Here is a 22,140-nt window from a genome sequence, read left to right as displayed (position 1 = left end):
GATCATCCGGGCCGGAGCACGCCGTCCCCGACACGCCGGGCGTTCGCCGAAACTTTCGGAATTCCCTGGTATAGCGCCAATTCTTGACAGCGCGGACCATGCCCGCAATAGTGCGAGAACCGAACTAAATACTCGTGAACACGATGGGGGCGCGGTGTCTTCCAGCGACGAGAACGAGCAGAGCCGGTTGCGCCGGCGTTCCTTCCTGATCGGCAGCGGAGCTGTCGTGGCCACTTCGATGTTCGGGGCCGTTCCGGCGCAAGCGAGTCCGCCGAGCGCCTTCCCGGACGATTACGACGGCTCGGACCTGTGGCTGCGTTACGAGCCGGTCGCCGATCCCGGGCTCCTCGCCCGGTACCGGGCCGCGCTCGGCGCGATCGTCGTGGAGAACGCCACCCGGACGAAGGTCCACCGCCACACGGCGAACCTGAGCATGGCCCCCGGTTCGACCGAGCACCTGGTGCGAAGCACCCTGGAAGCGGCGCGGGACGAACTCGTCCGCGGCCTCGGCGGGCTGCTGGGGCGACCCGTGCCGGTGCAGGGCGGGTTCCCCGGCCGCGCGGTGGTCGTGGGCACCCCGGACAGCTCGCCCCTGGTGCGGCGGCTCGTTCCGGCGGGCGACCTGGCGCCGCTCGGTGCCGACGGCTACCTCATCCGCTCGCTGTCCCGCGGCGGGCACCGGTCGATCGTCATCGCCGGCAACACCGACCTCGCCGCGCTGTACGGGACCTTCGCCTTCCTCCGGCGGCTCCAAGCGCAGCACCCCATTGCCGACCTGGACATCTCCTCGGTCCCCCGGATCAACCGCCGGTACCTGAACTACTGGGAGACCGAGCGCCTCTACGCCGGGAACGACCCGGCCGGCACCGGCGGGCTGAACGGCGAAACCGGGGCGATCTTCGACTTCTTCGCCACCGGCGCTTCGGCCGCGCTGAACCTGCCGGTGATCCTCGACCGGTACCTCGTGGCGGCACGGGCGATGGCTTCGGTCGGCATCAACGGCATCACGATCAACAACGTCAACGCCAACAGCTTCTACCTCACCCCGGCCGCCATCGAGCAGGAAGCCGCGCTGGCGGACGCGCTGCGCCCGTACGGCATCAAGCTGGCCGTGTCCATCAACTACGCGGCACCCACGGATGCCCGGTTCGCGCCCGACACGCTCACCCGGGAACAGCTGGACCCCTACAGCGCGGAGTTCCGCGGCTGGTGGACCCGCCGGGCCCGGATGCTGCAGGCCGCCATCCCCGACTTCATGGGCTTCACCGTCAAAGCGAACTCCGAAGGCCAGCCGGGTCCCCAGGACCTGGGCTACGACCACGGCGACGGCGCCAACGGGATGGCGGCGGCGGTGGCACCGCTCGGGATGCGGATCTTCTGGCGCACCTTCGTCTACAACGCCGACGTGGACGAGGACCGGCTGAAGCGCGCCTACCTGGAGTTCGGCCCCATCGACGAGGAACCCCAGCCCGACGGCACGACGGGCCGGTTCGCCGGGAACGTGTTCCTGCAGACCAAGAACGGCCCGCTCGACTACCAGCCCCGGGAGCCGGCCAACCCGCTCTTCGGCCGGATGGAACACACCAAACAGGCCATCGAGCTGCAGATCACCCAGGAGTACACCGGGCAGAACACGATGCTGTGCTACCTCGGCCCGCTGTGGGAAGAGGTCCTGAAATCCGACACGTACGCCACCGGCGAGGACGGCAGGCTGCTGGACAAGCGGCTGGTCGGCCACGTGGTGGACGGCACGGCGCAGGGCCACCCGGACAGCGCCATCGTCGGCGTGGCCAACTTCGGCAACGCGGACAACCTGACCGGGCACCACTTCGCGCAGGCGAACCTGTACGCCTTCGGCAGGCTGGCGTGGGACTGGACCCTCGACGCCCGCGGCATCGCCGAGGACTGGGTCCGGCTGACGTGGAGCAACCGCGACTTCGCCGTCCGGACGATCGTGGCGATGATGCTGGGCTCGCGGGAGGCGCTGGTGAGCTACCAGACCCCGCTGGGTGTCGCGCACCAGTTCCGGTCCAGCGACCACTACGGTCCCGCCCCCGGCGAACGGCTCGCGCGGGACGACTGGAGCCCGGTGTACTACAACCGGGCCGACCGCGCCGGGCTGGGCTACGACCGCTCGCCCACCGGCAGCGGGTTCACCGCGCAGTACTTCCCGGTGCTCGCGGCCCGGTACGCCGGCATCGAAACCGTTCCCGAGAACCTGCTGATGTGGTTCCACCACGTGCCGTGGGACCGGCGGATGCGCAGCGGCCGGATCTTCTGGGACGAACTCGTGTACCGCTACCAGACGGGCGTCCACTACGTGGCGTGGATGCGCCGGGCCTGGGACTCGCTCGAGCCCCACGTCGACGCCCGGCGCTTCGCCGAGGTGAAGGCCAAGCTCGCCGCCCACGAGGCCGACGCGGGCGACTGGCGCGACACCTGCGTGCGCTATTGGCAGGAGTTCAACGGCCGGGCCGTCCCGACGGACGGGCCGCTCTCGATCCGGATCACGGTCGGCGGCCGGACGGTCGGCGGCTTCGACGCGGGCGCGCCGTCGTTCGCCATCCCGGTGGCGGCCGGCGCTTCGCCGAAGATCACGAAGGTCGTGCCCGCCGACCCGGCCGCCCGGTGCGAGGTACTGGCGCAGGCGCGCGGCGTTCCCGGGCGGGCCGTCGTGCGGGTCACCGCGAAGAGCTCCTTCGGGCCCATCCTCAAGGACTACGTGTTCGACCTGGTGCCCGGCACGTCCTGAGCCCCGCCCGGCGGGTCCTGCGTCACACCCGGGAACCACCGGGGCCCCGCGTCCGTTGTCCGTTCCTACGGCACCGTAAGTTACGGTCGCGTAGGTCAGGAAGGACGTCGTATGCCGGTCCCGGAAACCACCGCCCTGCTGCACGAGCTGGAAGGCACGGTCGAAGAGAACCTCAACCGGCACCTCGCTGCCGCCCAGGAGTGGATGCCGCACGAATACGTCCCCTGGAGCCAGGGGCGCGACTTCGCCGACCTGGGCGGCGAGGCCTGGGACCCGGAGCAGTCCCGGGTGAGCCCGATCGCCCGGACGGCTCTGGAAGTCAACCTGCTCACCGAGGACAACCTGCCCAGCTACCACCGCGAGATCGAGCGCGCGTTCGGCCGCGACGGCGCGTGGGGCACCTGGGTGCACCGGTGGACGGCCGAAGAGGGCCGCCACGGCATCTGCATCCGCGACTACCTGCTGGTCACCCGCGCCGTCGACCCCGTCGAACTGGAGCGGATGCGGATGGAGACCATGCAGGCGGGCTACGACACCGGTGACAAGCCGCTGCTCAACGTCTGCGCGTACGTCTCGTTCCAGGAGCTGGCGACCCGGCTCTCGCACCGCAACACCGGCCGCTACACCCAGGACCCGCTGGCCGAGAAGCTGCTGGCCCGGGTGTCCACGGACGAGAACCTCCACATGGTCTTCTACCGCAACCTCGTCAAGGCGGCGCTGGAGATCTCGCCGGACGCCATGGTGCGGGCGATCGCCGACGAGGTGCTGGACTTCGCGATGCCGGGCGCGGTGATCCCGAGCTTCCAGCGCAAGGCGGCGTTGATGGCCAAGGCCGGCATCTACGACCTGCGCATCCACCACGACGACGTCGTCCAGCCGCTGCTGCGGTACTGGAAGGTCTTCGACCTGACCGGCCTCGGCGCGGTCGGGGAAGCCGCGCGGGAGGAACTCGCCACGTTCGTCAAGGGGCTCGACACCCAGGCGTCCCGGTTCGAGGAACGGCGTGACGCGACCGCCGCGCGCCGGGCGGCGCGGGGCATAGTGGACCTCTGAGCCGCACCCGCCGGAGGTCGCCGTGCCGCACCGAGGTCGCGTTCCCGGCGCCACCGGGCCGGTGCTGGGCCGCGCCCTGCGGGTGCTCGAGGCGTTCTCGCCGGACCGGCCGGCGCTGCGGCTGAGCGAAGTCGCCCGCCGGGCCGGGTTGCCGGCCGCGACCGCGCACCGCCTGCTGCGGGAGTTCTGCGCCTGGGGCGCGCTGGAGCGCGACGAGGCCGGCGTCTACCGGGTCGGGCTGCGGCTGTGGGAGCTGGGCGCGCTCGCGCCGCGGGGCCTGGGCCTGCGGGAACTCGCCCTGCCGTTCCTGGAGGACCTCTCCCAGATCACGCGGGAGAACGTCCAGCTCGCCGTCCGCGAGGGTACCGAGGTGGTCTACATCGAGCGGATCGCCGGCACCGGGGCGGTTCCGGTGCTGACCCGCGTCGGCGGCCGGTTCGCCCTGACCGCGACGGGTGTCGGGCTCGTCCTGCTCGCGCACGCCCCCGCCGAGGTGCAGGAGGAGGTGCTCGGCAGCCCGATCGAGCGGTACACCAGCGAGACGGTGACCGACCCGGACCGGCTCCGGCACCTGCTGGCCGACGTGCGGACGCACGGGTTCTCCATCAGCGAGCGCCAGGTGACCCTCGACGCGCTGTCGGTCGGCGCGCCGATCCACGACGCGCGGGGCCGGGTGGTCGCCGCGGTGTCGCTGGTCGTGCGGTACGGGAGCGCGGCACCGCACGCGCTCGCTCCGCTGGTGATGACCAGCGCCCGCGCAATCTCACGAGCGCTTTCCATCTTATGAAATAGCCCTTCGTGGCCCCGGACCGGTCCCGCAACCTGTGACCCGGCCCACCACGAAAGGACGACCCGATGAGCGCCATTCCCCGCGACCAGTGGTACGTCGCCGCCTACGGCTCCGAGATCGGGGCCGGCCTGTTCAGCCGCACGATCTGCGGTGAGCCGATCCTGTTCTGGCGCACCCGCGACGGCAACGTCACCGCGATGGCCGACCGGTGCGTGCACCGGCGGTTCCCGTTGTCGCAGGCGCCTTCGCGGCTGGTCGACGACCAGGTCGTGTGCGGCTACCACGGCTTCACCTACGGCGTGGACGGCAAGTGCGTGGCCGTGCCCGGGCAGACCCGGGTGCCGCGGACCGCGCGGCTGACGCGCTACCCGCTGGTGGAGCAGGACTCCTTCGTCTGGGTGTTCATCGGCGACCCGGAGAAGGCCGACGCGGCCGCGATTCCACGGGCGCCCTGGCTCGACTCGCCGGGCTACACCACGGTCGCCGGGATGGAACCGCTCAAGGCGCGCTACTCGCTGCTGGTGGACAACCTGCTGGACCTGTCCCACGAGACCTACCTGCACGGCGGCTACATCGGCACCCCGGAGGTCGCCGAAACGCCGATCACGACCGAGGTCGACGAGGACGCCGGCGTCGTCTACGTCTCCCGGCACATGGCCGACGCCGCGTGCCCGCCCTTCTACGCCAAGTCGACCGGCCTGGAGGGCCGCATCACGCGCTGGCAGGACATCGAGTACACGCCGCCGTGCCTGTACAAGCTGCACAGCCGCATCGCGCCGGTCGGATCCGTGCCCCGCCCGGACGGCAGCGACCCGGACGCCTTCCACGTCGAGGTCGTCTACGCGATCACCCCCGAGACCGAGCACTCGACCCACGACTTCTGGGCGGTGGCCCGGGACTTCGCGCTCGACGACGAAGGCGTTTCGGCGTTCCTCGCCGAGAACAACCGCACGGTGGTGCTGCAGGACGTCGAAGCCCTCGACGTCCTCGAGCGGGTGATCGCGGCCGAACCGGACGGGTACCAGGAGCTGTCGATCAACATCGACACCGGCGGCCTGGCGGCCCGCCGGATGCTGCAGCGCATGGCCGCGTCATGACCCGCCCGATGCTGACCGGCGACCGCGTCAACCGCATCCACTGGGTGCTCGGCACCGACCGGCTGCGCGCGGTCTGCCACTGCGGCGCCGAGCGCGAGTTCGAAGACCCGGTGCGGCTGTGGGACTGGCTGCTCGCCCACCCCGAAGGACACTCATGACTCTCGAACTGCTGGTGGACCGCAAGGAAGAGCTGGCCGACGGCGTCGTGGCACTGACGCTGCGCGCCCCCGGCGGAGGTTCGCTGCCGCCCTGGGAGCCGGGCGCGCACATCGACCTCCGGCTGCCGGACGGCGTCGTGCGGCAGTACTCGCTGTGCGGCGACCCCGCGGACGCGTCGGCGTACCGGGTGGCCGTGCTGCGCGAACCCGACGGCCGCGGCGGCTCGGCGTACGTGCACGACAAGCTCCTCGCCGGCGACCGTGTCCCGGTGGACGGCCCACGCAACCACTTCGCGCTGGTGGACGCCGAGCGGTACCTGTTCATCGCCGGCGGCATCGGCATCACGCCGATCCTGCCGATGCTCGACCGGGTCGCTCGCTCGGGTCGCGACTGGCAGCTGGTCTACGGCGGCCGGACTTCGGCTTCGATGGCGTTCACGGCCGACCTGGCCCGCCACGGCGACCGCGTGACGTTCCGGCCCCAGGACGAACACGGGCTCCTCGACCTCCCGACGCTCCTGGCCACGGCCCGGCCGGGCACCGCGGTGTACTGCTGCGGCCCGGAACCGCTGCTGGCCGCGGTGGAGGCACTCGCCCCGGCCGACCTGCACGTCGAGCGCTTCACGGCGGCGCCGGACGACGGTGAGCGCACGGCGTTCGAGGTCGAGCTGGCCGGATCGGGCCGGGTGCTGCCGGTGCCCGCGGACCGGTCGATCCTGGAGGTGGTCGAGGAAGCCGGGGTCACGGTGCTGTCGTCGTGCCGAGAGGGCACGTGCGGCACCTGCGAGACGGGTGTGCTCGGCGGCGAACCGGACCACCGCGACTCGGTGCTGACGGCGGATGAGCGCCTCGAGAACGAGGTGATGATGCTCTGCGTCTCCCGCGCCTGCTCCCCGCGGCTGGTGCTCGACCTCTGACGGAGCGTCACTGCACGGCGAACCCGGCCGATCTGTAGTGATATGGGACGGGTGAAGAGCTTTCACTCCTTCGTGGACAAGGTGGACGAGCGGCTCGGCGACGGGCTGGAGGGGCTCCTGTGCGCCCACCACCGGCGGCGGCTGCGCGGGCTCGGCTGGGGTGCCGTGCTCGAACCGGGCGGCGCGCAAGAGCCGCTCGGCGGCCGGGGTCCGGTGCGCGACGGCAACCGCGTCGAGGTGCTGATCGACGGTGAGGAGTCGCTGCCCGCCGTCGCCGAGGCCATCCGGCAGGCCAAGTCGCACGTGCACATCGCGAACTGGCACGCCAGCGCGGACTTCCGGCTGACGCGGGAGCCCGGCTCGCCCACCCTGCGTCAGCTGCTGGCCGAGGTCGCCGGGCGCGGGGTCGAGGTCCGGGTCCTGCTGTGGGCGGGGCCGCCCTTTCCCGCGTTCCAGCCGTCGCGGAAGCTGGCGCGGTCCGAACAGCGGAAGTTCACCGAGGGCACGGACGTGCGCTGCGTGCTGGACTCGCGCGAGCGGACCCTGCACTGCCACCACGAAAAGCTGGTGATCGTCGACGACGCCGTCGCGTTCGTCGGCGGGGTGGACCTCACCGCGCTGGAAGGCGACCGGCACGACAGCCCGGACCACCCGCCGCGGCCGATCGGGTGGCACGACCTGATGGCGCGGCTCGACGGACCGGTCGTCGCCGACGTCGCCGACCACTTCCGGCGGCGGTGGACCGAGGTGGCCGGCGAGGACCTGCCGTCACCCGCGGTGCCGGAGCCGGTGGGCGGCAGCCGCGTGCAGCTGCTGCGGACGGTGCCGAACGACACCTACGGCTTCCTGCCGAAGGGCGAGTTCACCGTCCTGGACGGCTACTTGCGCGCGCTGCGCTCGGCGCGGCGGCTGGTCTACCTGGAGAACCAGTTCCTGTGGTCGCCGGAGATCGCCGAAGTGCTGCTCGACAAGCTCCGCAACCCGCCGGACGAACAGTTCCGCGTGGTCCTGCTGCTGCCGCGCAAGCCGAGCAACGGCTCGGACACCACCCGCGGCCAGCTGGGCAGGCTGCTCGACGCCGACGACGGCCACCGCCGCCTGCTGGCCACGACGATCAGCGCTCACGACGGCGACTCGGCGGCCCCGGTGTACGTCCACGCGAAGCTCGGCATCGTGGACGACTCGTGGCTGACGATCGGCTCGGCGAACTTGAACGAGCACTCGCTGTTCAACGACACCGAGGTCAACATCGCCACCGACGACCCGGAGGTGGTCCGGGCGACGCGGCTGCGGCTGTGGGCCGAGCACCTCGGCCGTCCGGTGTCGGAGCTGGCGGACCGCGACCCGGCGGACGTCGTGGACCACCTGTGGCGGCCGCTGGCCGAGGAGCAGGCGGAGCGGGAACGCCGGGGCGAGCAGCGGACCCACCGGCTGGTGCTGCTGCCGGGGGTCTCCCGGCGCGTGGCCCGGCTGCAGGGGCCGTTGCGCGGGCTGCTGGTCGACGGCTGAGCGCTACCGGATCCGCAGCCTGCGCAGCAGCTTCAGCCCGGAAAGCATGCTCTCGACGTACTTCTCGTAGCCCTGCCCCGGCCTCGGCCCCATCACCTGCTTCTTCAGCACGGCCAGGTTCTGCACGTCCGTGTACTTGAGCAGCCCCTGGTCGCCGTGGCGGGCGCCGACGCCGGAGTTCTTCACGCCGCCGGACGGCGTCCCCTTCGCCGCGTACGCAGTGGCCAGGACGTCGTTGACGTTCACGTTGCCGGACTCGATCCGGGCCGCCAGTGCCCGCGCCGCCGCGATGTCGGTGCTCCAGACCGACGCGTTGAGCCCGTAGTCCGTGTCGTTGGCCAGCGCCACGGCTTCGTCGACCGTGCGGTACTTGTGCAGCGCCACCACCGGCCCGAAGGTTTCCGTGACACCGCAGAGCATGTCCTTGGTCACGCCCTCGAGGATCGTCGGCTCGAAGAAGGCGGGCCCGAGGTCGGGGCGCGGCTTGCCGCCGCAGAGGACGGTGGCGCCCTTGGCGACCGCATCGTCCACATGGGACTTGACGCGGCGCAGGTGGTCCACCGAGACCAGGGACCCCATGTCCGGGCCGAAGTCGTAGGCGGCGCGGACGTCGAGGGCCGACGCCGCCGCCACGAAGGCCGCCTTGAACTCCTCGTACCGGGACTCCGGCAGGTAGATCCGCTCGATGTGCATGCAGATCTGGCCGGTGTTGCCGAACGCGCCGAAGATCGCGCCCTGCACGGCATCGGCCAACGAAGCGTCCTCGAGCACGATCATCGGGTTCTTGCCGCCGAGTTCGAGGCAGCAGCCGATCAGGTTGCGGCCCGCCCGCTCGCCGATCACCCGCCCGGTCGCCGTCGAACCGGTGAACATCACGTAGTCGGCGTGGTCGATCAGCGTGGGGCCGACCTCGGGGCCCTCGCCGCACACCACCTGGAACAGGCCTGCCGGCAGGCCCGCCCGCTCCAGCAGCCGGACGCCGTAGAGCGGGGAAAGCGCCGTCTTGTTGTCCGGCTTGAGCACGACCGCGTTGCCGGCCATCAGCGCCGGCACGGCGTCGGAAACGCCGGTGGCGAACGGGAAGTTCCACGGCGCGATGATGCCGACGACCCCCTTGGGCTGCCGGACCTCGGTCGACGTCGTCAGCAGCGGCACCGGCCCGCCGCGTTTGGCCGGTGCCAGCAGCTTCGCGGCCCGCTTCAGGTAGTGGCTCATCACCATCGGCGGGTCGCAGGTCTCCTCGATCGCCATCCGCCGGTTCTTGCCGCTCTCGACCTGGATGAGGTCGGCGACGGCCCGCGCGTGCTCGACGAACAGCGTGTGCGCCCGCTTGAACACCGCCAGCCGCTCCTTGACCGGCGTGGCCGCCCACTTCCGCTGGGCCTCCCGCGCGACGGCGAACGCCCGCTCGATGTCCTCGGGCGTCGACTGCGGCAGCTCGACGAGCACGTCACCGGTGTAGACCTCGGTGAGCTGCCAGGTCGCGCCGGACGAGCCCGGCACCCGCGCCACGAGCTGCCGCAGGAACGCGTCGGTGACCGACGCCGGACGGGTGAGCTGAAGCGGGGTGAGGGTCATGACCGGCTCCCGAGAACGAGCTGGGCGCCCATTTCCCCGATCATGATGCAGGGCGCGTTGGTGTTGCCGCCGGTGATCGACGGCATGATCGAGGCGTCGCAGACCCGCAGGCCCTCGACGCCGCGCACGCGCAGGTCGGGGCCGACGACGGCGAGCTCGTCCACACCCATCCGGCAGGTGCCGACGCCGTGGTAGACCGACGTCGCGCGGTTGAGGATCGCGTCACGCAGGCCCTGGCCCTTGAGGTCCTTGCCCGGGTGGATCTCTTCCTTGACCGCGCCCTTGAACGCCTTGGACGCGAAGATCTCGCGCACCATCTCCGAGCCTTCGCCGAGCAGCTCGAGGTCGGCCGGGTCGGACAGGTACCCGAAGTCGATGCGGGGGGCCGCGGCGGGATCGGCCGAGGCGAGCCGCAGCGTGCCGCGGCTCTTCGGGTAGATCAGGGTGGTCAGCACGGTGAGCGCGGGGCGTTTGTCGACGTCGTGCCGGATCGGCGCGTCCTGGTTGGGCGAGACGTACGCCCACGGCAGGAGATGCAGCTGCAGGTCGGGGACCGCGCCCGCCTGCGAGGTCCGCAGGAACGCGACCGCCTCGAAGACCGAGTTGGCCAGGAACGTGGTGCCGGGCCGCAGCAGCTCCCTGGCCAGCCCGCGGGCGAAGTACGGCGCCGTGCCCTTGTGCCTGCTGGTCGACACGTGGAACGTCAGGGCGTGGAACATGTGGTCGTGCATGTTGTCGCCGACGGGCAGGTCGGCGACGACGTCGATGCCGTGTTCCCGGAGGTGCTCGGCGGGCCCGACACCGGACAGCATGAGCAGCTGCGCGGACCCGATGACGCCGGCGGAGAGGATGACCTCCTTGCCGGCGCGGATGGTGCGGCGCCGGCCGCGGTCGAGGACCTCGACGCCGACGGCGCGGCCGTTTTCGACGAGCACCTTCTCGACCATGACCCCGGACTGCAGCTGCAGGGCCGGGGGCGCGAGGTGGTGGAGGTAGCCGCAGGAAGCGCTGTAGCGCAGGCCGTCGGCGGCGTTCTGCTGCATCCGGCTGACGCCTTCTTGGGACTCGGCGTTGTAGTCGTCGAGGATCTTGCAGCCGAGCGCGTCGGACGTGGCGTCGATGAACTGCAGCGAGCCTTCCTGCGGGTTCTTCGCGCGGGTGACCCGGATCGGCCCGCCGGCGCCGCGGAAGGCGTTCTCGCCGTCTTCGAAGTCCTCCATGCGCTTGTAGGCGGCGTTGACGCTCTCGGCGTCCCAGCCGGTGTTGCCCTCGGCGGCCCAGGAGTCGAAGTTGGCGCGGTTGCCGCGGACGTAGACCATGCCGTTGATGGAGCTGGAGCCGCCGACGACCCGGCCACGCGGCACCGGCATCCGGCGATCGAGAACGTGTTTCTGCGGCACTCCGTAGAAGCCCCAGTCGAGCGGCTTCTTGAGCTGGGGCACGGCGTGCATCGGCCCGACGAGCCCCGGTTTCCGGACGAGCAGCTGCTTGTCGCTCTTGCCGGCCTCGAGGACGATCACGCTGGCCCCGGCCTGTGCGAGCCGCCCCGCGATCGCCGCGCCCGAGCTCCCCGACCCGACGACGACGTAGTCGGCCTCGTCGCCGCGCGCCGCCCTTTTCGCCATACTCGCTCCTCGGTACGACCGGCCGCTAGAACTGTAACGTGTTCTAGTTCAAGCCAACCGTATAGCGCCGCCCCGGGGAGCGCAACGGCCCCGCCGAGGGCACTTTCACGGGAAAGTGCCGCCCCGAAGGGGGCGCTTTCCCGTGAAAGTGCCCGGGCAGGGAAGCTTCAGGCCCAGGTCAGGAAGCGGTAGTGCAGGCCGGTCGAGGACTCGAGCCACTCCCCCACGAAGTCCGCCGGCCGCCCCACCTCGGGCGCGTACGTGTCCCCCTCGAAGGACTCCCGGAGCTCGGTGACCACGATCCGGTCCGCGACCGGCAGCGCCGCCCGGTACACCGCCGCCCCGCCGATCACCCACACGTCCCCGGCCACCGCCGCGAGCGCCGACGGCAGCTCCGCGAACGTCTCCACGCCCTCCTGCGGCGCACGGGACAGCACCAGGTTCCGCCGTCCCGGCAGCGGCCGGAACCGCGGCGGCAGCGACTCCCACGTCCGGCGGCCCATCAGCACCGCCGCCCCGGCGGTCAGCTCCTTGAAGTGCCGCAGGTCCTCCGGCAGGTGCCACGGCAGCGTGCCGTCCCGCCCGATGACGCCGTTCGCCGCCTGGGCCCAGACCAGCCCGATCACACCGCCACCGGCGCCTTGATGCCCGGGTGCGGGTCGTAGCCCTCGACCGCGAAGTGCTCGTAGGTGTAGTCGAACAGGCTCTCCGCCGGCTTCAGGCTCAGTGCCGGGAACGGCCGCGCCTCGCGGGCGAGCTGCGTGCGGACCTGGTCGACGTGGTTGTCATAGATGTGGCAGTCCCCGCCCGTCCAGACGAAGTCGCCGACGCGCAGCCCGACCTGCTCGGCGATCATGTGCGTCAGCAGCGCGTAGCTGGCGATGTTGAACGGCACGCCGAGGAACAGGTCCGCGCTGCGCTGGTACAGCTGGCAGGACAGCTCGCCGCCGGCGACGTAGAACTGGAAGAACGCGTGGCACGGCGGCAGCGCCATGCGCGGGATGTCGGCGACGTTCCACGCGGACACGATGATCCGCCGCGAGTCCGGGTTCTCACGCAGCGTGCGCAGCACCTCGGCGATCTGGTCGACGTGTCCGCCGTCCGGGGTCGGCCACGACCGCCACTGCACGCCGTAGACCGGCCCCAGATCCCCGTCGTCCGCCGCCCACTCGTCCCAGATCGTCACGCCGTGCTCGCGCAGCCACGAGACGTTCGCGTCGCCGCGCAGGAACCACAGCAGCTCGTGGGCGATCGACCGGAAGTGGACTTTTTTCGTGGTGATGAGCGGAAAGCCTTCGGACAGGCGGTACCGCAGCTGGTGCCCGAAGATCGACCGCGTGCCGGTGCCGGTACGGTCACCCTTGCGGGCGCCCGCGTCGAGAACGTGGCGGAGGAGGTCTTCGTACTGCGTGTCCGGCATGCCCGGGAGCCTAGCGATGCCGCTGACTCAGCGTGAACCCCGGATGGCCGACACGGACGAGGCCCATAACTTGACCCATTCCAGAAAAGCCCTTAGGGTCGGCGGCGATGTCGGACTTCGAAGCACAGCTGCGTGCGGTCTCGCTGCGGGTCACCCGGCCCCGGCTGGCCGTGCTGGCCGCGCTGCGCGACCATCCCCACGTCGACACCGAAACGGTGATCGATCTGGTGCGGACCGGGCACCCGACGGTTTCCCACCAGACCATCTACGACGTGTTGCGGGCGCTCACCGACACCGGGCTGATCCGGCGCATCCAGCCGGCCGGTGCGAACGCCCGCTACGAGGCACGAGTGGGTGACAACCACCACCACGTCGTGTGCCGTGCGTGCGGGGCGATAGCCGACGTCGACTGCGCCGTCGGCCACACCCCCTGTCTCACCGCTTCGGACGACCACGGTTTCGTGATCGACCAGGCGGAGGTCGTCTACTGGGGCACCTGCCCCGGTTGCTCGGCCGACCGCTCCCGAAATGATTCGCCGCTCCCGGAAGGAAGTACATGAGCTCCACCCAGGACAACCCGTCCAGCGCGCAGGGCGTGGACAAGAAGGCGGCGGCCGGTTGCCCGGTCGCACACGACTCGGTGACTTCGCACGGAAGCGAGAGCGAGAACCCGGCGATCGACTCGCCGCAGCCGAAGACGGGCGGCCGTCCGCGCACGAACAAGGACTGGTGGCCCAACCAGCTCGACCTGTCGGTCCTGCACGCCCACTCTGCCAAGGGCAACCCGCTCGGCGAGAACTTCAGCTACGCCAAGGAGTTCGCGAAGCTGGACGTCGAGGCCCTCAAGCGGGACATCACCGAGGTGCTCACCACCTCGCAGGACTGGTGGCCCGCCGACTTCGGGCACTACGGCGGCCTGATGATCCGCCTGAGCTGGCACGCCGCGGGCACCTACCGCATCCACGACGGCCGCGGCGGTGCCGGGGACGGCAACCAGCGCTTCGCCCCGCTCAACAGCTGGCCCGACAACGCCAACCTCGACAAGGCGCGCCGCCTGCTGTGGCCGGTCAAGCAGAAGTACGGCCAGAAGATCTCGTGGGCCGACCTGCTCGTGCTCGCCGGCAACGTCGCCCTGGAGTCGATGGGCTTCAAGACATTCGGCTTCGGCTTCGGCCGCGTGGACGTCTGGGAGCCCGAAGAGGTCATCTGGGGCCCGGAAGACGACTGGCTGGGTGACGAGCGCTACGTCAGCGACTCGGAGATGGCGCCCGAGGTCGGCGCGACCGAGATGGGGCTCATCTACGTCAACCCCGAGGGCCCTCGGGGCAGCGCGGACTTCGAGGCCGCCGCGCACTTCATCCGCGAGACCTTCGCCCGGATGGCGATGAACGACGAGGAGACCGTCGCCCTCATCGCCGGCGGCCACACCTTCGGCAAGACCCACGGTGCCGCCGTGGCCGACGACCACGTGGGCCCGGAGCCCGAGGGCGCCCCGATCGAGACGCAGGGCCTCGGCTGGCTGAGCACGCACGGCAGCGGCAAGGGCCCGGACACGATCACCAGTGGCCTCGATGTGACGTGGACCGACAAGCCGACCGAGTGGAGCAACCGCTTCTTCGAGATCCTGTTCGGCTACGAGTGGGAGCTCACCACGAGCCCCGGCGGCGGCAAGCAGTACGTCGCCAAGGACGCGCCGGAGATCATCCCGGACCCGTACGACCCGGCCAAGAAGCACAAGCCGACGATGCTCACGACGGACCTGTCGCTGCGCTTCGACCCGGTCTACGGCCCGATCTCGCGCCGGTTCCTGGAGAACCCGGACGAGTTCGCGCTGGCCTTCGCCAAGGCCTGGTACAAGCTGCTGCACCGGGACATGGGCCCGGTCAGCCGCTTCCTCGGCCCGTGGGTCGCCGAGCCGCAGCTGTGGCAGGACCCGGTGCCGGCCGTCGAGGGCGAGCTCGTGAGCGAAGCCGACATCGCCGCCCTCAAGGCGAAGGTGCTGGAGTCCGGACTTTCGGTTTCCGAGCTGGTTTCGACCGCGTGGGCGTCGGCCGCGAGCTTCCGCTCCACCGACAAGCGCGGTGGCGCGAACGGTGCCCGGATCCGTCTGGAGCCGCAGCGCAACTGGGAGGTCAACCAGCCCGAGCAGCTCGGCAAGGTCCTGGAGGTCCTCGAGGGCGTCCGGCGCGAGTTCAACGAGGCCGGCGGCGCGCAGATCTCGCTGGCCGACCTGATCGTGCTGGCCGGCTCGGCCGCCGTCGAGAAGGCGGCGCGCGACGCCGGCGTCGAGACGACCGTGCCGTTCCACCCGGGCCGCACCGACGCCTCGCAGGAGCAGACCGACGCCGACTCGTTCAAGCCGCTCGAGCCGCGCGCCGACGGGTTCCGCAACTACCTGCGCTCCGGCGAGAAGCTCCAGCCGGAGGTGCTGCTCGTCGAGCGCTCCTACCTGCTCGGCCTGTCCGCGCCGGAGATGACCGTCCTCGTCGGCGGCCTGCGCTCGCTCGGCACCAACCACGGCGGTGCCGCGCACGGTGTCCTCACCGACCGGCCGGGCGCGCTCACCAACGACTTCTTCGCCAACCTGCTCGCTCCGGGCACCCGGTGGAAGGCGTCGGAGTCCGCGGAGAACGTCTACGAGATCCGCGACGTCTCGACCGACGAGGTGAAGTGGACCGCCACCGCGGTCGACCTCGTCTTCGGTTCGAACTCGCAGCTGCGGGCCCTCGCCGAGGTCTACGCCGGCGATGACGCCCGCGAGAAGTTCGTGGCCGACTTTGTCGCGGCGTGGACGAAGGTCATGGAGCTCGACCGCTTCGACCTCGCCTGAGCAACCGCGCAACGGGCCCGGCCGATCCTCGCGATCGGCCGGGCCCGTTCGTCTTCGCTCAGCGCCAGCCCAGCTCCGGGGCCACGTGGGTGAGGATGTTCTCCAGCACGTGCGCGTTGTAGCCGACGCCGAGCTGGTTCGGGATGGTGAGCAGCAGGGTGTCCGCGGCCTGGATGGCCTCGTCCTCCCTGAGCTGCCGCACGAGCTCGTCGGGCTCCCCGGCGTAGGAGCGGCCGAAGATCGCCCGGGTGTTCTCGTCGATCATGCCGACCTGGTCGCGCGAGTGGCGGTCGCGGCCGAAGTAGGCCCGGTCCTGGTCGTTCGTCAGCGCGAAGATGCTGCGGCTGACCGAAACCCGCGGCTCCCGCTCGTGGCCGGCTTCGGTCCACGCCTCGCGGTAGGCCTCGATCTGCTTGCGCTGCTGGACGTGCAGCGGCTCACCCGTCTCGTCGTCCTTGAGCGTCGAGCTCTGCAGGTTCATGCCCAGCTTCGCCGCCCACACGCTCGTCGCGTTCGAGCCGGACCCCCACCAGATGCGCTCGCGCAGGCCCTCGGAGTGCGGCTCCAGCCGCAGCAGCCCCGGCGGGTTGGCGAACATCGGCCGCGGGTTCGGCTGCGCGAAGCCTTCGCCGTCGAGCAGCTTGAGGAACACCTCGGTGTGCTGCCGGGCCATGTCGGCGTCCGTCTCGCCCTCGCCGGGGGCGTACCCGAAGTACCGCCACCCCTCGATCACCTGCTCGGGGGATCCCCGGCTGATGCCGAGCTGGAGCCGGCCGCCGGAGATGAGGTCGGCGGCGCCCGCGTCCTCGATCATGTACAGCGGGTTCTCGTAGCGCATGTCGATCACGCCGGTGCCGATCTCGATCTTCGAGGTCCGCGCGCCGATCGCCGCCAGCAGCGGGAACGGGCCGGCCGCCTGCCGCGCGAAGTGGTGCACCCGGAAGTAGGCGCCGTCCACGCCGAGTTCCTCGGCGGCGACCGCCAGGTCGATCGACTGGTGCAGGAAGTCGGCGGCCGACCGGGTCTCGGAGTGCGCGCTCGCCGACCAGTGGCCGAACGACAGGAAACCAATCTTCTTCACGCCTGCTCAAGCGTCCGGCGCCCGGGATTGATTCCCGGGGTGCGCGGGTCGCTCGTTCCGGTGAACCGGCGCCCGGTCACCCGCCCGGCCGGGTACTCCGCCGGAAACGAGGAGGAGACGCATGCCCGACAACGACCTCACCGGCTTCCTGCTCATCGGCCTGGTCTTCGTGGTGGCCGACGGCCAGATCCTCTACCGCGGCGGCCGGCGCTACCTCAGCGGGCCGGACGGGGAGGAAGGCACCGGCTCGCTGGCGTGGATGGTGGTGACCGTCTTCCACCTGGTCTCGTTCGGCGTGCTCGCCCTGCTCTCGGTGGTCGGCCCGCAGTGGTCGGGTTCGACGGCCGCGCTGGTCGGCAGGCTCGGCATCTTCCTGCTGCTGATGGCCGTGGCCCACGTGCTCACGCTGGCCGTGCTCGCCCGCCGCCGCCAGGACCGGATCGTCGAGAACCACTTCCAGGACTCCGGCGGCGAGCCGCGCGGCACCGAAACCTACGTCCGGCCCGCCACCGAAGTGGTCGTCGAACCGGCGGCGACGGAGCCCGCGTGGCGCCCCGCCGTCACCCCTGTGCCCGGCCAGGACGGCCCGCACCCGCGGGTGAGCCCCGATCTCGGCAGCCACGGGCCGTACCGCACCTGACCTGCCCCGCGGCGTTCACCGGATCGAAGGAATCCACGCGGCGAGCCGCGACTTTGCGCTGCCGCTCCCCCACCCGCCGTGATTGGATCTTGCCCGGCCGGTGTGCGAGGAAGGAAGGCTGCGGTGCGAACGTCCCGAGCAGGACTGGTGGTGGCGATCTCGGTACTGGTGGCGACCACGGCGCCCGCCGCCGCGACCACACCCGACCCGCTCGCGCCGTACCGGAGCCAGGAGGTCGCCTGGGGCGCCTGCCCGTTCAAGCAGCGGAACCAGCCCCGGACAGCACCGTCCCGGACAGCACAGTGCGCGCGGATCACCGTCCCACGCGACTGGGCGGCCCCGTCCGACGGCAACGACCTGAAGGTGGCGATCAGCCGGGTGACGGCCGGCGGCAGCCGCCGGGGCGCGATCCTGGTGAACCCCGGCGGGCCCGGCGGCCGGGGCACGTCGCTCGCGGGCGCGCTGGCCGGCCTGGAACCGTCGGTGAACGAGCACTACGACATCATCGGGATGGACCCCCGCGGCACCGGCCAGGAAGGCGGCGAAGACCCCGGGTACGTGTGCCAGGTGCCGCTGGGGCGGCTGCCCCAGGACGACGGCCTCGACGCCCGCGACCGCTCGGCGGCCAGCATCGCGCTGCACCAGCGGACGCCGCGCGTCCTGGCCGAGGCCTGCCAGAGCGACGCGCTCGCGCCGTTCATCACCACCTGGCAGACCGCGCACGACATGGACCTGATCCGCACGCTGCTGGGCGACGAGAAGCTGAACTACCTCGGCTTCTCCTACGGCACCTGGCTCGGGGCGAAGTACGCCTCGCTGTTCCCGGACCACGCCGGCAAGCTGGTCCTCGACTCCAGCGTGAACTTCGAAGGCCGCCTCCAGGCCGCGTTCGAGGCGTTCCCGAAGATCGACCAGCGCCAGTTCGACCGCGTCTACGCGCCGTGGCTGGCCCGCCGGTTCCCGGAGCAGCTCGGCAAGACCGCCGGGGAGGTCCGGGCCAAGTGGGAGCGGCTGCGGGCCTACTTCAAGACCCAGGGCGTGCCGCCCGACGTCTTCGACTCGGTCTTCGTCGGCAACGGCAGCACGCGGCAGTGGATGGTGGGTGCCCTGGTCCTCACCAAGGGCGCGGCGGCGCTCGACGGGGCGGCCGCCACCACGCCGGCCGCGCTGCGGAGCGATCTCGACCGGGCTTCGCGGGCCGTCTTCGGCCGTCCGGCGGACCGGCTGACCGCCGCCGACGTGGCGGCGGACCCGCCGGAGCCCGACTACGCCGACGTCCCGGGGACGCGGCTGGCCGTGGCGTGCGGCGACCAGCCGACGCGGACGGCGAGCTGGTACAAGCTGCTCAGCGATCTGCAGGGGCCGGCCTACCCGCTGTTCGGCTGGGCGTACGGCCTCAGCGAAGCGTGCGGTTACTGGTCCGACCCGCCCCGGCAGGAGCTGCCGAGGCTCTCGCCGCGCGCGGCGAAGAACATCCTCGTCGTCCAGGGCGAGTTCGATCCGCAGACCGGCTACGAACAGGCGGAGGCGGCGGCCAGGGCGGCCGGGATCCCGATGATCTCGGTGGCGGAATCACCCTTCCACGGTCAGTACGCCGTCAGCGGCAATTCCTGTGTGGACGATCTGGTGAACGGCTTCTTCCTCGGCGCCGGCCGACCGGCGGCCACCATCTGCCCCGGCACCCCGCTGCCCGGGGAGCAGCGGGTGTTCCCGGTGCCGGGCCCGGCGGGCGAGCCGTCCCAGTCGGCCGCGGCCGCGCCGCGGGACAGCCGCACGGGTGTCCGGGAACGGCTCCAGGACGACATCAGCGCGGTCAACCGCGGTCGCTGATCCGGTACGCCACCCCGAGCCGGTCGAGGTCCTCCAGATCTTCGGGGTAGAGCCCACGGCCGGTGAACCGCTCCACCGCCACCAGGCCCTTCCCGGTGCGGTCGCGGTAGTCCGCCAGGTCGAGACCGGCCAGTGCCGCGGCGACCTCCTCGTTCGCGGACGGTTCTGCCGGCCCCGGCTCGAACGACGAGAGGACTTCCCCGCCGCGGGCGAAGGACAGGCGCGTCACGGCGTTGACGTTCCAGAACATGCTCGCCGCCCGGCCGGCCCGGGACACCGCGGTGAGCACGTGGGCGTGGGAGCCGAGGTAGCCGTTTTCCTCGATCGCCACGACCACGCCGTCGAGGTCGAGGACCGCCAGCCACGGGTCGGCGTAGGCCTCGCGCAGCTCCTCCAGCGGCTCCGGCCGGGCGGGGTCCGCGCCGAACGCGCGGACGACCTCGTCCGCCGGAAGGCCGGTGGCCACCGTGACCGTCGCCGCCACCGTCAGCCGGGACCGCCCGACCCAGCGGTAGCGCACCTCGGGCCGGTCCACGGCCGGCGGCTCCGGCTCGCCGCGCAGGCGGTGGCCGAGGCGGTCCGCCTTGGCGTGCACCACCGGCGGCGCGGCGGGTGCCGCCCAGACCAGGAGGTCGTAGCTCTCGCTCTCGGGGTCGTCGCGGCCGTAGGCGTGCACGCGGACGCGGTAGTCGCCGGGCCACGGCGGGGTCGTCACTCCCCCGCCGACACCGGCCGAGCCGTGCTCCGCGCGCCAGCTGAGGTCGACGACTTCCTCCCAGCCCAGGGTTTCGACCGTGGCAGGTGGCTCGGCCAGCACCCGGACGCCGACCCGGACCGACCCCTGTTCGGTGCCCGTGCGGACGACCACGCCACCGTCGGCGACCTCCGCGAGACCGTTCTCCGCGAAGCTGCCGAAGGCCGGGAAGCCGCCCTCGGTCAGGGCGAAGACGTGGTTGCGGACGTTCACGAACGTGCTACCCGACTGCGGCAGCAGGTACTCGGCACGCTCTTTCTCCCGCAGCGCCGCCGCGTAGCCTTCGGGCACCGGTGCCGAGCGGAGCAGGCTCGCCGCGACCCCGAGCGCCGTCCCGACGATGCCCGCGACGCCGGGCCGGCCGGCTTCGCGCGCGGCGATCGTCGCGGTCACCAACGCGATCGCGAGGTGGCCGGCTCCGTGCGCGGCCGCGATCGCGGCTTCGTCACCTTCGGCGGTGAGCCGGGCTCGAGCCACCAAGCCGGCGGTCAGGTCGGCCACCAGCTCGAGCAGGCCGGGCCGGAGCCGGGCCAGCAACCGCGTCTCGCGCAGGGCTTCCGCTTCGCTGTCCGAGGTGAGGAAGCCGAACGTTCCGTCCGGCGGCGGTTCCAGCGCGGACGCGACCGAAGGCGCCGGCACGTCCAGCGACGCCAGCGTCAGCTCCACCGCACCGTGCACCCGCTCGACCACCCACGACGGCAGCGTCCTCAGTGACCGCACCACATCGGGCTCGGGAACGTCCGGGAACCGATGGCGTGGCGGCTCGAGCCGGAGACGGCCCAGCACGGCGGCCGGCGCGGGCGGGATCACGGCACGGACGGCGGGCACGACGGCCGCCACGGCGACGGCAAGGTCTTCCCCCATGCCAGCTTCCCCCATGCCAACACTGTGCCAGAAACCGGCCTCGAGCCGCGGGTCGGCCCGGCCGGTCCCGGCGGGAGCCGCGTGGGTTTGGGCTGGCGAGGCGCGAGTGAGCAACCCCCGGCCGTCCCGCCCGCTGTAAGGAGCGACTCGACGGTGGCCGGCGCAGCGGGCCGTGCGCCGGCGCGTTCACCCTTCTCGGGATCTTGGTGTCGCTTCGGCGCGACAGCCATGATCAACAGCAACTCGTCCCGACAAATCCCGTCACGAACTGGAAGGTCGCCCGTCTCCTCGTCGTCCTGGCCCTCCATGTCCCGTAATCAGCAACACTTCCGCGAACCGAGGGGTGAACCCGCGGTGACCACGGCAAACTCAAACCTCGCTCGTACGGGGCAGCCGGTAAAACACATCTGGCGGTGTACGCCTCTTCGCCGATCGCCTTGCCTGGAGGAACACCTCAGATCGCCGGGGACGGCAACGACAACCCGGCGATACCGGATCAGCTGTTCGGGGCGGCGATGATCTCGTGAACGAGGCCGGGAAAGAACACAGACCGAACCGGCGGGCCCACCGGCTTCCCGCCGACGTACCAGCCGATGAAGCCGCCGATCTGAAGCGCCGGTACCTGGCCGGTGCCACCTTGAGCACTTTGCTGGAAGATTTCGACGGCAGCTATCGGACTCTGCGCGCCGTCCTGCAACTTCAAGGTGTCACGTTTCGGGCGCCGCAGCCGATGACGCCACCTGCGCCGCCGGGAATGGTCGAGACCTATTGCAGCGGCAAGTCGATCGCCGACACGGGGAAAGCGTTCGGGCTCGGGCGGGACATCACCAAACGGATGTTGCTGGAAGCCGGGGTGGAGCTTCGCGGGCGGGGACGGCCACCGAGGTCAGCGTCCAGCGGATCCGACTTCACCGATTTCTGACCGGTCGAGGCGCCCGGCGGGATCCGGGCGCCTCAGCAACCCTCAGTAATAACGCCAGTGCGCCGGCAAGCACGCCATCACGGCGGGCATTACAGCGAGCATGCACACGATGCCGGTCAAAACCAGCGGATGCGACCGAACACGCTTCAAATCGTCACCTCGGGGGCGATGCGACTGCCTGGATCAGCAGTCGTCATTTAGTGGGTCGCCGAGACAATAGCGCAATGCATCTGTCACTCAATGTGGGGGTGGACCTGTCGATCCAGTGACGACACACCAGCCGAAATGACGAATCCGCGGGCAAGGCGAAAGTTCTTCAC

At 71.3% G+C, this 22,140-nt stretch carries 18 protein-coding genes; 12 read left to right on the top strand and 6 right to left on the bottom strand.

What is annotated here, in order from left to right; translation table 11 throughout:
• The first annotated feature begins 154 nt into the window (after positions 1-154).
• From ACLJQE_RS34990 to ACLJQE_RS34960, 7 genes are all read left to right on the top strand, one after another.
• Positions 155-2,752 carry an alpha-glucuronidase family glycosyl hydrolase gene (locus tag ACLJQE_RS34990; RefSeq protein WP_410643829.1) on the top strand — a complete coding sequence of 866 codons (2,598 nt, stop codon included), beginning with the start codon at positions 155-157 and terminating at the stop codon, positions 2,750-2,752.
• Between the two features lie 111 nt (positions 2,753-2,863).
• Positions 2,864-3,805 carry an acyl-ACP desaturase gene (locus ACLJQE_RS34985; protein WP_410643828.1) on the top strand — a complete coding sequence of 314 codons (942 nt, stop codon included), beginning with the start codon at positions 2,864-2,866 and terminating at the stop codon, positions 3,803-3,805.
• A gap of 22 nt (positions 3,806-3,827) precedes the next feature.
• Entirely contained in the window at positions 3,828-4,592 is a 765-nt protein-coding gene (locus ACLJQE_RS34980; RefSeq protein WP_410643827.1) for an IclR family transcriptional regulator, read from the top strand.
• A gap of 68 nt (positions 4,593-4,660) precedes the next feature.
• The gene (locus ACLJQE_RS34975; RefSeq protein WP_410643826.1) at positions 4,661-5,692 is read left to right on the top strand and encodes a Rieske 2Fe-2S domain-containing protein; all 1,032 of its coding nucleotides are present in this window, start codon (positions 4,661-4,663) and stop codon (positions 5,690-5,692) included.
• Positions 5,689-5,850, top strand: coding sequence for a hypothetical protein (locus ACLJQE_RS34970; RefSeq protein WP_410643825.1), 162 nt, complete (start codon positions 5,689-5,691; stop codon positions 5,848-5,850). The genes ACLJQE_RS34975 and ACLJQE_RS34970 overlap by 4 nt, the downstream gene beginning before the upstream one ends.
• On the top strand, positions 5,847-6,767 hold the full coding sequence (locus tag ACLJQE_RS34965) for a PDR/VanB family oxidoreductase (RefSeq protein ID WP_410643824.1): 921 nt from the start codon (positions 5,847-5,849) through the stop codon (positions 6,765-6,767). Before ACLJQE_RS34970 ends, ACLJQE_RS34965 begins: the two co-directional genes overlap by 4 nt.
• 51 nt (positions 6,768-6,818) lie before the next feature.
• Positions 6,819-8,276 (top strand): phospholipase D-like domain-containing protein, encoded by a 1,458-nt coding sequence (locus ACLJQE_RS34960; protein WP_410643823.1) that lies wholly within the window; start codon positions 6,819-6,821, stop codon positions 8,274-8,276.
• Positions 8,277-8,279: 3 nt separating this feature from the next.
• Here the strand turns inward: ACLJQE_RS34960 and ACLJQE_RS34955 are convergent, their stop codons facing one another.
• The 4 genes from ACLJQE_RS34955 to ACLJQE_RS34940 all read right to left on the bottom strand — a co-directional run bounded on the left by ACLJQE_RS34955 (position 8,280) and on the right by ACLJQE_RS34940 (position 12,899).
• Positions 8,280-9,854 (bottom strand): succinic semialdehyde dehydrogenase, encoded by a 1,575-nt coding sequence (locus tag ACLJQE_RS34955; RefSeq protein WP_410643822.1) that lies wholly within the window; start codon positions 9,852-9,854, stop codon positions 8,280-8,282.
• A complete protein-coding gene (locus ACLJQE_RS34950) occupies positions 9,851-11,479 on the bottom strand; it encodes a GMC family oxidoreductase (protein WP_410643821.1) in 1,629 nt (542 codons plus the stop codon). The genes ACLJQE_RS34955 and ACLJQE_RS34950 overlap by 4 nt, the downstream gene beginning before the upstream one ends.
• Before the next feature lie 167 nt (positions 11,480-11,646).
• Positions 11,647-12,105: a dihydrofolate reductase gene (locus ACLJQE_RS34945; protein ID WP_410643820.1), complete on the bottom strand. Its 459-nt coding sequence runs from the start codon at positions 12,103-12,105 to the stop codon at positions 11,647-11,649.
• Positions 12,102-12,899: a thymidylate synthase gene (locus ACLJQE_RS34940; RefSeq protein ID WP_410643819.1), complete on the bottom strand. Its 798-nt coding sequence runs from the start codon at positions 12,897-12,899 to the stop codon at positions 12,102-12,104. Before ACLJQE_RS34940 ends, ACLJQE_RS34945 begins: the two co-directional genes overlap by 4 nt.
• 107 nt (positions 12,900-13,006) lie before the next feature.
• Here ACLJQE_RS34940 and ACLJQE_RS34935 point away from each other — a divergent pair, with 107 nt between their 5' ends.
• Positions 13,007-13,459, top strand: a complete 453-nt coding sequence (locus ACLJQE_RS34935) for a Fur family transcriptional regulator (RefSeq protein WP_410643818.1) — start codon at positions 13,007-13,009, stop codon at positions 13,457-13,459.
• The gene (gene katG, locus ACLJQE_RS34930) at positions 13,456-15,729 is read left to right on the top strand and encodes a catalase/peroxidase HPI (protein WP_410643817.1); all 2,274 of its coding nucleotides are present in this window, start codon (positions 13,456-13,458) and stop codon (positions 15,727-15,729) included. Before ACLJQE_RS34935 ends, katG begins: the two co-directional genes overlap by 4 nt.
• A 58-nt stretch (positions 15,730-15,787) precedes the next feature.
• Here katG and ACLJQE_RS34925 read toward each other — a convergent pair whose 3' ends face one another.
• On the bottom strand, positions 15,788-16,810 hold the full coding sequence (locus ACLJQE_RS34925) for an LLM class flavin-dependent oxidoreductase (protein WP_410643816.1): 1,023 nt from the start codon (positions 16,808-16,810) through the stop codon (positions 15,788-15,790).
• Positions 16,811-16,931: 121 nt separating this feature from the next.
• Here ACLJQE_RS34925 and ACLJQE_RS34920 point away from each other — a divergent pair, with 121 nt between their 5' ends.
• Together ACLJQE_RS34920 and ACLJQE_RS34915 are read left to right on the top strand one after the other, a co-directional pair.
• Positions 16,932-17,450: a hypothetical protein gene (locus tag ACLJQE_RS34920; protein WP_410643815.1), complete on the top strand. Its 519-nt coding sequence runs from the start codon at positions 16,932-16,934 to the stop codon at positions 17,448-17,450.
• 150 nt (positions 17,451-17,600) lie between these two features.
• The gene (locus ACLJQE_RS34915) at positions 17,601-19,280 is read left to right on the top strand and encodes an alpha/beta fold hydrolase (RefSeq protein ID WP_410643947.1); all 1,680 of its coding nucleotides are present in this window, start codon (positions 17,601-17,603) and stop codon (positions 19,278-19,280) included.
• Here ACLJQE_RS34915 and ACLJQE_RS34910 read toward each other — a convergent pair.
• Positions 19,264-20,913 (bottom strand): DUF6461 domain-containing protein, encoded by a 1,650-nt coding sequence (locus ACLJQE_RS34910; protein ID WP_410643814.1) that lies wholly within the window; start codon positions 20,911-20,913, stop codon positions 19,264-19,266. The two genes, ACLJQE_RS34915 and ACLJQE_RS34910, sit on opposite strands and share 17 nt — an antisense overlap.
• Before the next feature lie 508 nt (positions 20,914-21,421).
• Here ACLJQE_RS34910 and ACLJQE_RS34905 point away from each other — a divergent pair.
• Entirely contained in the window at positions 21,422-21,820 is a 399-nt protein-coding gene (locus tag ACLJQE_RS34905) for a hypothetical protein (protein ID WP_410643813.1), read from the top strand.
• Positions 21,821-22,140: the final 320 nt, after the last annotated feature.

The organism is Amycolatopsis sp. lyj-346, assembly GCF_046548975.1.
Lineage (GTDB): Bacteria > Actinomycetota > Actinomycetes > Mycobacteriales > Pseudonocardiaceae > Amycolatopsis.
The sequence above is the reverse complement of the archived record's forward strand: the minus strand, read 5'-3'. Positions and strand labels throughout refer to the sequence as shown.